At 39.8% G+C, this 11,354-nt stretch carries 18 protein-coding genes and 1 pseudogene; 11 read left to right on the top strand and 8 right to left on the bottom strand.

Features of this window, described 5'->3' with window-relative positions; genetic code table 11:
* Positions 1 to 13: 13 nt before the first annotated feature.
* Positions 14 to 331, bottom strand: coding sequence for a helix-turn-helix domain-containing protein (locus DSOL_RS19975; RefSeq protein WP_235838915.1), 318 nt, complete (start codon positions 329 to 331; stop codon positions 14 to 16).
* 246 nt (positions 332 to 577) lie between these two features.
* Here DSOL_RS19975 and DSOL_RS19970 point away from each other — a divergent pair, with 246 nt between their 5' ends.
* Both DSOL_RS19970 and DSOL_RS27480 read left to right on the top strand, forming a co-directional pair.
* Positions 578 to 865 carry a helix-turn-helix domain-containing protein gene (locus DSOL_RS19970; RefSeq protein WP_075366551.1) on the top strand — a complete coding sequence of 96 codons (288 nt, stop codon included), beginning with the start codon at positions 578 to 580 and terminating at the stop codon, positions 863 to 865.
* 452 nt (positions 866 to 1,317) lie between these two features.
* Positions 1,318 to 1,518 carry a hypothetical protein gene (locus DSOL_RS27480; protein WP_139314546.1) on the top strand — a complete coding sequence of 67 codons (201 nt, stop codon included), beginning with the start codon at positions 1,318 to 1,320 and terminating at the stop codon, positions 1,516 to 1,518.
* A 279-nt stretch (positions 1,519 to 1,797) separates the two neighbouring features.
* Here DSOL_RS27480 and DSOL_RS19965 read toward each other — a convergent pair.
* Positions 1,798 to 2,015: pseudogene (locus tag DSOL_RS19965) on the bottom strand (DUF2922 domain-containing protein).
* Here DSOL_RS19965 and DSOL_RS29110 point away from each other — a divergent pair.
* The gene (locus DSOL_RS29110; RefSeq protein WP_235838916.1) at positions 1,957 to 2,103 is read left to right on the top strand and encodes a hypothetical protein; all 147 of its coding nucleotides are present in this window, start codon (positions 1,957 to 1,959) and stop codon (positions 2,101 to 2,103) included. The pseudogene DSOL_RS19965 and the gene DSOL_RS29110 overlap by 59 nt on opposite strands.
* 133 nt (positions 2,104 to 2,236) lie before the next feature.
* Here the strand turns inward: DSOL_RS29110 and DSOL_RS19960 are convergent, their stop codons facing one another.
* Positions 2,237 to 2,479, bottom strand: coding sequence for a helix-turn-helix transcriptional regulator (locus DSOL_RS19960; RefSeq protein ID WP_075366550.1), 243 nt, complete (start codon positions 2,477 to 2,479; stop codon positions 2,237 to 2,239).
* A 137-nt stretch (positions 2,480 to 2,616) separates the two neighbouring features.
* Here DSOL_RS19960 and DSOL_RS28135 point away from each other — a divergent pair, with 137 nt between their 5' ends.
* Together DSOL_RS28135 and DSOL_RS19955 are read left to right on the top strand one after the other, a co-directional pair.
* Positions 2,617 to 2,787, top strand: a complete 171-nt coding sequence (locus DSOL_RS28135) for a hypothetical protein (RefSeq protein ID WP_170871578.1) — start codon at positions 2,617 to 2,619, stop codon at positions 2,785 to 2,787.
* A 150-nt stretch (positions 2,788 to 2,937) separates the two neighbouring features.
* Positions 2,938 to 3,426: a hypothetical protein gene (locus DSOL_RS19955; protein WP_075366549.1), complete on the top strand. Its 489-nt coding sequence runs from the start codon at positions 2,938 to 2,940 to the stop codon at positions 3,424 to 3,426.
* A 338-nt stretch (positions 3,427 to 3,764) separates the two neighbouring features.
* On the opposite strand, the gene DSOL_RS19950 is transcribed toward DSOL_RS19955, so the two are convergent.
* Together DSOL_RS19950 and DSOL_RS19945 are read right to left on the bottom strand one after the other, a co-directional pair.
* The gene (locus DSOL_RS19950; protein WP_075366548.1) at positions 3,765 to 5,216 is read right to left on the bottom strand and encodes a metallophosphoesterase family protein; all 1,452 of its coding nucleotides are present in this window, start codon (positions 5,214 to 5,216) and stop codon (positions 3,765 to 3,767) included.
* A gap of 154 nt (positions 5,217 to 5,370) precedes the next feature.
* Entirely contained in the window at positions 5,371 to 5,739 is a 369-nt protein-coding gene (locus tag DSOL_RS19945; RefSeq protein ID WP_075366553.1) for a nuclear transport factor 2 family protein, read from the bottom strand.
* A 413-nt stretch (positions 5,740 to 6,152) separates the two neighbouring features.
* Between DSOL_RS19945 and DSOL_RS19940 the strand changes: the two genes are divergently transcribed.
* Together DSOL_RS19940 and DSOL_RS19935 are read left to right on the top strand one after the other, a co-directional pair.
* Positions 6,153 to 6,704 (top strand): hypothetical protein, encoded by a 552-nt coding sequence (locus DSOL_RS19940; RefSeq protein WP_170871577.1) that lies wholly within the window; start codon positions 6,153 to 6,155, stop codon positions 6,702 to 6,704.
* On the top strand, positions 6,701 to 6,919 hold the full coding sequence (locus tag DSOL_RS19935) for a hypothetical protein (RefSeq protein ID WP_235838912.1): 219 nt from the start codon (positions 6,701 to 6,703) through the stop codon (positions 6,917 to 6,919). Before DSOL_RS19940 ends, DSOL_RS19935 begins: the two co-directional genes overlap by 4 nt.
* 228 nt (positions 6,920 to 7,147) lie before the next feature.
* Here DSOL_RS19935 and DSOL_RS19930 read toward each other — a convergent pair whose 3' ends face one another.
* Together DSOL_RS19930 and DSOL_RS19925 are read right to left on the bottom strand one after the other, a co-directional pair.
* A complete protein-coding gene (locus DSOL_RS19930; protein ID WP_075366546.1) occupies positions 7,148 to 7,384 on the bottom strand; it encodes a hypothetical protein in 237 nt (78 codons plus the stop codon).
* Positions 7,362 to 7,595: a helix-turn-helix domain-containing protein gene (locus DSOL_RS19925; RefSeq protein WP_075366545.1), complete on the bottom strand. Its 234-nt coding sequence runs from the start codon at positions 7,593 to 7,595 to the stop codon at positions 7,362 to 7,364. The genes DSOL_RS19930 and DSOL_RS19925 overlap by 23 nt, the downstream gene beginning before the upstream one ends.
* Positions 7,596 to 7,717: 122 nt before the next feature.
* Between DSOL_RS19925 and DSOL_RS19920 the strand changes: the two genes are divergently transcribed.
* The gene (locus DSOL_RS19920; protein WP_075366544.1) at positions 7,718 to 8,029 is read left to right on the top strand and encodes a helix-turn-helix domain-containing protein; all 312 of its coding nucleotides are present in this window, start codon (positions 7,718 to 7,720) and stop codon (positions 8,027 to 8,029) included.
* Positions 8,030 to 8,452: 423 nt separating this feature from the next.
* On the opposite strand, the gene DSOL_RS19915 is transcribed toward DSOL_RS19920, so the two are convergent.
* Complete coding sequence (locus tag DSOL_RS19915; protein ID WP_075366543.1) at positions 8,453 to 8,692, bottom strand: DUF2922 domain-containing protein; 240 nt, start codon at positions 8,690 to 8,692, stop codon at positions 8,453 to 8,455.
* Between the two features lie 509 nt (positions 8,693 to 9,201).
* Between DSOL_RS19915 and DSOL_RS19905 the strand changes: the two genes are divergently transcribed.
* The 3 genes from DSOL_RS19905 to DSOL_RS19890 all read left to right on the top strand — a co-directional run bounded on the left by DSOL_RS19905 (position 9,202) and on the right by DSOL_RS19890 (position 11,240).
* Entirely contained in the window at positions 9,202 to 9,384 is a 183-nt protein-coding gene (locus DSOL_RS19905; protein WP_075366542.1) for a type II toxin-antitoxin system HicA family toxin, read from the top strand.
* 46 nt (positions 9,385 to 9,430) lie between these two features.
* Complete coding sequence (locus tag DSOL_RS19900) at positions 9,431 to 9,835, top strand: type II toxin-antitoxin system HicB family antitoxin (RefSeq protein ID WP_075366541.1); 405 nt, start codon at positions 9,431 to 9,433, stop codon at positions 9,833 to 9,835.
* A gap of 532 nt (positions 9,836 to 10,367) precedes the next feature.
* Positions 10,368 to 11,240: a DUF7686 domain-containing protein gene (locus DSOL_RS19890; RefSeq protein WP_075366539.1), complete on the top strand. Its 873-nt coding sequence runs from the start codon at positions 10,368 to 10,370 to the stop codon at positions 11,238 to 11,240.
* Positions 11,241 to 11,354 lie beyond the last annotated feature (114 nt).

Below are 11,354 nucleotides of genomic sequence, written 5' to 3'. Positions count from 1 at the left end.
AATAAAGATTTTTTTAGGATAAAGGGGGGGTTGAACGAAGTCTAACGATAATATCAATTAGTTCTCCCAGCAGATCCGGTGATAGACCGGACTTTTCTGCTTTTTGTGCCAGGCGGAGATAGGGTTGACTTCCTTCATTAAGCACAAATGGAGAAAGATCCTCCTTATAGTGAACGTTAGAGGGCGGTTCGTTGTTTAGAAAGAGGGTGGGAGAAACTTCAAGGGCCAGTGCTAAACGATAAATGGTATCAATACCGGTTGATTGGCGCTTTCCGTTCTCCAACTGGCTGATGAGGCTACGAGCCACCCCAGACCGTTGAGATAACTTTATAGCACTGAGACCTTTGGTCAGCCGAATTTCTTTAAGTCGTTTTCCGAGTTAGAGCACGGGCATGCCCCCTTTCTTAGATACTTGCCATATATTCCAAGGTTCATAACAACTTGCTAAAAATGACTCTGTTATTTTGTTCTTTTATTAAGAAAATAAACCCTTTATAGTTCACAAAATAGTACAATTGATGCCATAATGATTAATATTGTGAATTCTATCTGCATTGTGAGTAAGGAGATGAGGAAAGTGAATGAATGCCATTTTGGTCGAAACTTGAAAAGATGGCGGTTAGATCGGGGAATAACTCTGCGAGAATTAGAACGAAGAACAGGCTTGAAGAGGCAGTATCTCTTTCGGATCGAACAAGGATTATATAAAGGAACACCAAACCAATGGATTAGGCTGTTTAAAGAATTGAATGTTTCTATTGATAAGTTTACTTCAGATTCAGATTATGCTGAACGAGTATTTAGGTCATCGCTTAAAGCTCGCTCACTAATGGCAAATGTCTGGGATAAATCTTCTCGAGAATGATTGCCTGAATGAAGATGTTTTTTATAGCGTCTTCATGGTCAGTCCCTCCATAGTAATCCGAGAACCAAGTTGCCAGCTTTTCAGCTGTTGCTGCCTGGCTCTTTTTGCTTTTGCCGAACTTTTCTTTCCCGATCCCTTTATAAAACGCCTCAGTGACTAAACCCCGTAGTGTTCTATCTTCAAGCTATTACTTCTTTTTGTATGCAACGTAATAGGGAAAACATATTTTTGTCCAAGGTCAGTTGTATAGTTGTCTCAGCGAAATAAATAAGCGGGCAAAATTATGACTCAATAAAATGTCCAAAGTGAAAACAACAATTCAAGGGATAGGTCGAGAGACAATAGATTTTGGGCGAGATTTGCTAGAAATGCTTGTACGATTGTTAGACGGATTCTGTCCATGTCAGCTGTTAATCTAAACACAAGACTAGAAGCGGGGAGGGGTTGTTATCATGTTCAGAAAAAACTGTCGAGTCTGTGGCAATGCTTCGTATAGCTCAAGTGAGCGTGGATCATGGCCATGTCCTTTTTGTAATACTGATTTAATTGAGGAGAGAGCGATGTTCGCGAATACTTCCGAACAGAATCGGATTGAGGATCAAACTTTGACGTTTATGCCGTTGCAAAGGGAGAGTCATCGAGGGGAGAACTAACCTAACCCTCTCTCCCCCCTCAGGCCGATTACCTCTACCTCAGGGTGCTCCTCATCGCAAAGGCTTTCTTATTGAATTAGGCATCTATGCGCGTCTAGCTCAAAATAATATGGACAAGTGTTGGGGAGTAACAGTTCAATTAGTTTTAAAAGGCGAATGAGAATTTGCATAGATAGCAACGTGTTCGACCTGCAAATAGAGCAAAAACCAAGTTTACACTGGTTTTTGCTCTATTTCTATACACTTTGTTATTTGACGCTTACGTCTAAAAGCATCCGGTTAAGCCTGCGGCGGGTCGAAAAGGTCGTTGGTTGAGGAATCTATTACCCTAATGTCCCGTATTCCGGTCAGCTCACCGCTGGACGTAAGGAATAGATCACTCGCAATAATCGAGTTCATCGCGGCGCGGCTTCAGCCTGCTGCAGGTCTACCTTCGGATTGGGGATCGTAATCGCTAACGTTTTGCCGCCGGCGGTCGTGAAAGTCAACCTTAGCACTCTGCTTGTTGTGACGGCCATGCTTTCACTTCCTTTAGATCGGATTTTTCGGCCGGCTATTCATCGACCAGCACAAATGATTTTTTAATCAAAGCTATGCAGGAGTGAATGGGGGGCTGATCATTCAAAAATGAGTTTTAGGTGTGCTTGGCGGGAAAGCCAACCAAAACAAAGCATTTACGGTTAAAGATTTCGGGGAGATGCAGCGTAATATCGGTGATTCATGTGAGTTCTTGTTCTAAATTGCAAAAGACATCCGTATTAAAAAAGTCCGACAGTGAGATTTCTAAACCATCACACAACTTTTTAATTGTTACAATACCAGGGTTCAGGCTCTCATCATTTAGGATGCTTTTTATAGTCGATTGTGGTACAGCGGCACGATAGCTCAAAGCATTGGGTGTTATTTTGCGTTCTTTGCAAAGTTCAACAATTCTATTCACTACTGCTTGTCTCGTATCCATGAATACACCTCCTAGTGAGTTATCACTAATTAAAGCATACAAAAGAAAAATAAGTTTTGTTAGTGATATAGCACTAAGGAATATTATGTGTCATAATTAGTTATATAACACTAATTATGCAGAGGGGTGTATTTCGCGTGCCAGATTATAAGGAAATGTATTTCCAACTTGCCGCCAAAGTTGCAAATGCTGTTGATATTCTTGTTGAAGCGCAGCAGCAAGGAGAATACGATTATTCTGAAGAAGAAAGCCCGGTTATTTCGCTGAAAAATTCTAGACCAGAAGAGAAAGGTAGTGATCAAGCATAACGATCATTTTAATAATAAAGTAACACTTCACTGTTTCAGAAACACCTAATTTACGATACCGAATCCCCTTCCTTTTCGGGTGACGCATTCGTAGGAAAATGCGTATCAAATATATCAAGGTTGTTAAACTTTTATAAGGTGGAAGGAGAGGTGGAAATTATAAAAATCAATTTTCTTTTTATTCCCTTCATATCAATATTTGCGATCCTGTTTGGCTACGAGTCCAATTGGGCATCTTTCTTGGGGGAATGGGGTACAGTTCCAGATAAGCTTGAAGGTTTAATTGTGACAATAGTCTTTTTAGTAGCTTTACTATTATACGGAATAGTCATGGGCTATACGGAGAAGAAGGGCTTTATGAAATTCATCTCACTATATTGGGGAATTGGTGGTTCAATATGTCTAATTGCTCATCTTATGGCACCTATTGGCAAATTTGCAATCATTGCGCTTCCTACATTTATACTTATCATGGTACCTACTTATGGACTAAGATATTTTTATACGACTGGTACTAACACTCTTTATCTAACCCCTATAATAAGTATGATTTCATCATGGTCAGCCGGTGCTATTGGATACTTGATTGGGTATCTACTAAAGAAATTAAGAGTAACGCGTTCTGGAGTAAATGTATAAGTCACATTTTTCTTATTATGCGTTGTATTGCCTGTAATGCCATCCTTCGAATACCGTCCACCTACATAGAGGTTGGGCGGTATTTTTACTACTGGGTTTTAAAAACAATGCGACGTATGAACTCTCTCGGCGAGTCTCAGTAAGGTTGTAGCGTTCCTTCACAGGATAATAATAAGTGTTGGGTAAAAATGTCTCTTGCTTATTCGATTACCTGCTGTTGATGTTCAACCGTGAGTTGAGTTTACATGAATATCAAATATCGAGTTATTGAAACGTTTCTAATAAAACAGTAAGATGAAGTCAGTAAAGGGGTGTATAAGATATGAAAGAACTATTACTTATTTATTCCGGACAATTTCTTTGTACTTTAGAATGGAAAGTTTTGCTACCTCATAAATCCAGCGACCTAACTTTTTAAGGAACGGCCACCATTTATGGCGCAATACCCAAAGTATCCAGCCTATGATCAATACTAGAAATAGGCCAATAGCTAATACAAGCGAAGAATATTCTTTATAGGTTGAACTAATGAATAACTGTGCCGCAGCCCAATATCTATCGATTATTTGATTAGGCGGAGACGGCAATTCAACTATCTCTAAATAATTCTCATCATCTGTTATATGAACACGAATATAATGGTATTCGCTGCCTTGACTTAGAAGTTCAGCTCCAGCTCCTCCAGTAATAATGTACCTAACGTTTCCTCTTACAAAGCTGAAAAAGCTATGAATGTGCGACAAGAAAACAGTATCAACCTTATACTTAGTCATTAAGTCTTCAAACTTTTTGGCTTCGGCTTTGTCGTTGAACGCATGGTCTATATCACTTGTACCACTTAACTTGTTCATCAATTTTTGCAATACGCCAGTTTTTTGTGATTCGGGATATGTATTCGGCGTAACATTGGCTCGGGGGTCAGTGGGAGGAATGTGGGAAACTACGAAAATGCGTTTACCGTGCGCTTTTTGAAGGTCTGCTTCAAGCCAACGATATTGTTCAGGAGGGATGGCCGTTTTTTCTGTCCACCCTCTTGAACTGTCCAAAAAGATAAAGTGGTTCTTCAAATAGTCAAAGGAATAGTAAGCAGGACCAAAAAGTTCTGTATATATTGGCAGACCGTTCTCGCGGATGTCGTGATTTCCTAAAGTCGTATAGAGTGGAACTTGAAGCTTGGAAACAGTCTCGTAAAAAAGCCTATACCTATTCGGTTCTCCTCCGTAGACGAGATCGCCGTTGTCTACAACAAAGGCAGGTTTAATAGCGTTTACTTGGTCGATGATGTTAGAGAACGTACCATAGCCGTTTCTATTATCCCCTAGCATGATCACTTCAGGATTCTCTTGAGCACTAAGTTCAAATTTAATGGTTTTTGGCTGGTTCGCCTGAAGGTCTACTGTAAATGAAATAGTGTGCGGGTCAATAGTCTTAAGATTTCCGATTTGATCACTGGTCTTTATCATAGCAGGGTTCACGTTTTCCAATCTAATGCCATATGACTTTTTTATTTCACTCTTAAATGAAACGATAGGGGTTGGCGAAAGAGATCGAAGCAGTAAACTTTCTTGGTTAGAGTTATCGACGACTTTCCCTTTTACAAAACCTCCCTCAATGCTAACCATATTACCATCCCAGTCATATGTGGAAACAGACGTATAGGGATCGAAGGACAACGGTAAGGGTACGAAACCCTGTTGTACCTTGAAATTCTTGTAGCTATGTAAGATAAAGGCACTTGTAAACCCTAACCCTATTACAAGCAATATTAGGACCAACCATTTCTTTCGCATTTATCCACCTTCCACGGTTTTACATTTAGGTAATTATAACCATTTTGCTTAACAATTACCCTGAAATTGGGAATCTCCTCTTGAACATATAGTGTCTTTTATTCAGCAGAAATAGATTAATATCTTTAAATTTTCGAAATTCTATTTAAGTTCATTAAGATGTTGGCGTTCCTTGATGGAAAACTATCTTCCATTTACTATCATAACGTTTCCATATGGAACTACGGAGTGAATACTTCTTCCTTTCATCTAATTCGCTATGTTTATTTACTTTGTACATCGCTAATATACAATCTGTAGCTAACTCTCTAATCTTAAAATCAATTATTTCCCAGTCCAAATTAGAATTATCATTTTGCTCTTGAAATACATCACCATTTTTATAATGGTATTCACTCCCTGAACCTGTAAACTCAATAAAGTCATGTACTAATAGTCCGGCTATTTTTTGTGGTGACTTTCTTATTTCAGATGTCAATAAACTATTTTCTAGTTGTGAGATATGTTTCGCAATTGCATCCAATGTTTCCACCTTAACATTGCCCCCTTTTTACTTCACATCCTACAAATGCAGGCAATTCGTATATGAATTCGACAGGCTGATTGGTATATCCTGCCATGAACCGTCAACTAGTAGATTGAAAGCCGTCCAACGCTGAATTAGAGGCTGGGCGGCATTTATACTGCTGAGTTTAAGAATAATTGGAGTTTAAGGTAATAGGGCGAATGTCTAAAATGGAAAGTTCAAATGAATGACCCGGATTATACCGGGTTCTAATTTTTGGGCGTGATGAGGCGACACAAGGGCTAAATATATTTGCTGTGTTCACGAAAGTGCTTCACTATTTTTATGAAGTAACAGGAAAAAGGATGATTTATTTGTTTCAAGAATAGTTAATCATTTTAGGGTAGAGATAGCGATAAAAAGTCGGGGAGGTGTTTTCAACTAAGAAAATCAAAGATAGAATGACTCTGGGAATTGTTAGTGGATTATTGGGCAACCTTGCAAAGCAATCAACCGCTTCTATATTAATTAGAGTTTTGAAGATAGGAAAATCAGATGGACCGACTTATGCTGCTGGTATTTTTATGCCAAAGAGTACGATGTTTTTTAAGAAAAAGGCAAAAAGCGTTCAGATTATAGGTCATGTTGCAGATAATATTATTGGAGCAATGTTGGGGGTATCTGCAGTCTATCTTCTTTCATTTACAGGAAAAGATCATTACGTTACCAAGGGAATAGGGTTGGGTCACCTTTCATGGACTACAATGTATGGCTTCTTGGCAAAAATGGGAGCTACAAGCATGTATCCGGTAGGTGCAAAAAATACTATAAATAGCCTAATCAGCCATTCAGTCTTTGGGGTAGTAACGAAATATGCAGCAGTCAAGCTTGGAGATGAAGGATTATTCAAGCCTAACTTTCAATCGTTAGGTAAACCACAACAGGAAATATTGCAACCGCGGAAACCAAATCCTCCCTCATGACGGCCGACGCACAATTCACCATTCACCGCGATAACATGATCAAAGCATATGAAGCGCTGCTGAAAATGCTCACCGTATTAGACAGAACGGATCCAGAGATGAAGGAAAAATACAGGGAGACGGCGAGTAAGATTGTTGAAAACATGGCGAAGACGCTGAAAGTATGGCCCCCCGTTATCAAGACAAATTTATCGTTTAATACGACCAATTCTTAGAGGGGTTAAATCCAGCTGCCACCGGGTAGTAATCCTCCCTACGGAACAGAAGAGATCACTGTGGTTTTAGAACATTCAAGGAACTGACTTGGGGGCTGAGCAACTTCGTTGCAAAGGATCCGGGTACCACTCACTGAAAAATCAAGGTTATTGATTTTTTAGTGAGTGGTATGAAGGAGAAAATGTGACAAGTGGGGGAGATGCTGATGAAGAAAGCAAAGCGGACTGCTAAACGCAGTCTTCTTTTTTATGGGCCGGTGTAATTTCAGCAAGGCGCATTTTAATTCCTAACTCGAGGAAATAGAATCCCATGCCTCTGGAAAGCTCGGCGTTAGTACCCCTTGTCTGTAGGAAAGCTTTTCCCAGTTCCCATAAATATTGGGAGCTATATTTGGCCAAAAACGAATAGCGCTTGCGGACATATTCATAGCCAATCTCAAAATCATTGAGGTGTTGTCTGGACATCGTCTTCCTCCCGCTGTTTAGGGGATTGTTCTCCGATCAGTTCGGCAATACTAACATCGAGAGCGGCAGCGAGTTTCTTCAGGATGGGATAGGTAGGCTGTTTCTTGTTGGCCTCCAGTTCAGAAATATAGGTTTGGGAAACACTGGAGCGTCTGGAAAGCTCAGCCTGAGACAGTTTTTGTTTGGTTCGAAGATAGTTAAGATTTTGCATAAAAGCATACTTCCTTTTAATAACAATTGTAATTGCTTTTGCAGTATTTTACAACCGCTTTAGAGAACTATTGACTGGCTTTTTTATTTGCTATAATTGCTTTAGCGATAGGGAGTGAAATAATGGGAATAGATTATGGTACTAAATTTTTGGAATTAAGAAAGAAGAATAAGTTAAGTCAAAAAGATTTGGCCAATATTGCGGAAATTGGTCAAACTACGATTAGCGATATAGAAGCTGGGAAGAAATCACCAAACGCTATTACGATCGAAAAGATATGTTCGGCGCTCAATGTCACGCTTACAGAATTTTTCGCTGAGGAACGCCCGCAGCTTGAGCCGGAACTTCGCCGTCTGGTGGATACAGCCAGAAAGCTTTCGCCTGAACAAATAGAATATCTTCAGAAGTTACTTGAATCGATAAGTAAGGATTAATATTTTTCATATCACGATGAGTATTGCTTCGTCGATACGGGGGTAACATTAAACATGCCATTTCATATTAAGGAATCCTGAGTATCCCAAAGGACTTTATAGAGCAGGACTATGAAATCGAAATATCAGAGAAGATAATAAAAGGGACCGAGGCCGTAGCCTTAGTTTTTTAAGTATATCAGAGAGTTTTTGGGGTAGCATAGGGTACCCATTTCCTTGCTAATCGATATAGCGGCTATGTTTGTTCTCAAATTGGAATGCACTTCCAATTTTTATCCCCATATGAAAACAAGATAAGAGGTGAATTTCCTCTCATCTTGTTTTGCTTATGCCTGCTTCTAGAGCAAAAACCTAGTTTACACTGGTTTTTACTCTATTTCTATACACTTTGGTATTTGACGCTTACGTCTTAAAAGCAACCGGTTAAGCCTGCGGCGGGTCGAAAAGGTCGTTGGTTGTGGTATCTATTACCCTAATGTCCCGTATTCCGGTCAGCGCGCCGCTGGACGTAAGGAATAGATCACTCGCAATAATCGAGTCCATCGCGGCCACGGCCTCAGCCTGCTGCAGGTCTTCCCTCGGATTGGGGATCGTAATCGCTAACGTTTTGCCGCCGGCGGTCGTGAAAGTCAACCTTAGCACTCTGCTTGTTGTGACGGCCATGCTTTCACTTCCTTTAGATCGGATTTTTCGGCCGGCTATTCATCGACCAGCTCAAATGATTTTTTAATCAAAGCTATGCAGGAGAGAATGGGGGGCTGATAATTCAAAAATGCGTTTTAGGTATGCTTGGCGGGAAAGCCAACCAAAACAAAGCATTTACGGTTAAAGATTTCGGGGAGATGCAGCGTAAAATCGGAGATTCATGTGAGTTCTTGTTCTAAATTGCTAAAGACATCCGTATTAAAAAAGTCCGACAGTGAGATTTCTAAACCATCACACAACTTTTTAATTATTACAATACCAGGGTTCAGGCTCTCATCATTTAGGATGCTTTTTATAGTCGATTGTGGTACGGCGGCACGATAGCTTAAAGCATTGGGCTGGGGTGAAAGGTCGGCTACTCAAATAATGGGTAGCCTCCTACTCGATTACGCATAAAAAATACTCCTAATACATATTGATATACGCATAAATTATGCGTATAATGTAATTGAAATGAGGAGAACATAATGACGTTTCGGGAAGTCCTAAAGATACTGAAGCAGGAAGGTTGGATAGAGAAAGAAACTAAGGGCTCACATATCCAGTTGATACACCCAACAAAATCAGGAAAGGTAACATTACCGAACCACAAAGGCGATATTCCAATCGGTACAGTTAACAGCATATGGAAGCAGGCGGGGTTGAAATAAGCCCGCACCCTGCTCTTAAATAAATAATCTTTTAGAGGTGATTAACTTGCGTAAATTAACTTATTTTGCTATTTTTGAACCGTCTACCCATGGGGCATTTGGTGTGTATTTTCCAGATCTACCGGGATGTATTTCAATGGGCGATGATTTTCAGCACGCTCAGGCTATGGCAAAAGAAGCTTTGGGGCTACATCTTTGGGGTATGGAGAAAGACGGGGACATAATTCCAACTCCTACGCAGCCGCCTTTTGAGGACACTCCTGTAGGATCTATAATTGCTCCTATTACCGTGTTTCCAGAAGTCGTGAAGAATGAGATGGATAATCGGTCCGTAAAGACAAATATAACGTTACCGGCTTGGTTAAAGGAACTTGCTGAAAAACAAGGAGTGAACTTTTCACAGATTACCCAGGCAGCCATTAAGGAGTACCTTGGAGTGGATAGGCCTTAAAATAAATGCTTGTCAAAAAGGAAGGGGCTGTCTTACTGCGACAACCCCTTCCTTTTTTGGGAACTTGACTCGGCAATTTCATCAGCCCTTTACCCACTTGGCCACCACAAACCCAGGATTTCCTTCTCTTTTCTCCTCGAGTTATATTAATGATTTAAAGCGAACATTGTTGGCCTATAGAATAGTTTTTGGCCAACCGCGGCAAGAAGATCTCTTAAGGTTCCTGACAACTCACTTTCAGGATGATGAAGAGTTAATTGTTTCACGGCTTAAGGGCAGCGTTAGAGTTTCTCAATTATAGGATTGATTTATTGTTCCGTGAGAGAGCGAAGAAGACAAGTAAATACATTCCTATTTGAACGATTACTTTTATCGGATGGGTCTGTAAAGAAAAAGTTTTAAGTTTGGCAAAAGACGGCATTACTTATGCAAATTCCAATCCCAATCCCAATCCCAATGATATTTTGAAAGACCCGTACGTATTTGTAATGAATGATTTAGAGGATAAAAGCGTCTGAAAGGAGCCGTATTCATGAAATGTAAAAAGTGCAAATCAATAGAAGCTACTATTCATGTAGAAAATGTCGGTGATTTCTGTTTGGATTGTCATAATGATTATATGGTAGAGTTACTTGGTGTAAGCAAGATGGATGACTTTCCAAAGATTATATCAGGTTATGATGCCGATGGGATTATGCATCGATTTGAGATTTCAAATATGATTATGCCAGGGTTTTCCGTATGGAAAGCAGAAGAAATGGAGGGCGGTTATCAGTTTGAGATACTCGTAAAGCCTGAAGAAAATCAGGCAGTGGCAATCGAACATTTGCATCAGAAGATATTGACTGGTCTTGGATATAAAACGCTTATACATTTGTCGGATAGGTATTTTATAGATAATGCAATTCAAATCGACAAGGAACAATATAGCCTTAATAGCGTTGGAACATGCCGGATTCAACATGCTGAAGAAGAAAATCAAGTTTATCTGGTTATAGATGGAAAGAATATTCCTTTACATGATTTTGGACGGGCGCTCACAGCTTTTGAGGGTTTCAATATGGATTTTCAGATAAGGGATCTGTCCGAAGAAGTCCTTGGAAAAGATATTGTACTAAGAAGGGTAAGTATCAATCCAGATGTTATTATTGAGCATTTTGAAAGGTCTTTGAGTTGGTTCTTGAAGGGCAATTTTTTAAGTTACAAACATGAAAGTGCTTGTGGAGAAGCCTTGTTTGAAAGGATAGAGGAATTGGAGTTACTTTGCAAGTATGGTAATAAGGAAGGGGCTGTCGAAGTCGGAAAAAGAATGAAAAAGCGACTTATATCCGTTGAACATGATACGGATGATTTCCCTGATTATCTTTTGAAGATGATTGACCAAGCGATTGGAACTACCTCTTAAAGCTGGATATACTGGGTAGAATGGGAGTGTATTAGTTATGATTAATGAAAAAATGAAAAAGGTATCGCCATCTGAGGAACTGCGCAAAAAACGGCAGATCGAATTTGACTGGGA

Origin of the sequence: Desulfosporosinus metallidurans (genome assembly GCF_001936615.1) — a bacterium.
Classification (GTDB): Bacteria; Bacillota; Desulfitobacteriia; order Desulfitobacteriales; family Desulfitobacteriaceae; genus Desulfosporosinus; species Desulfosporosinus metallidurans.
Note: the sequence above shows the minus strand (reverse complement) of the source record. Positions and strands in the feature narration are given on the sequence as shown.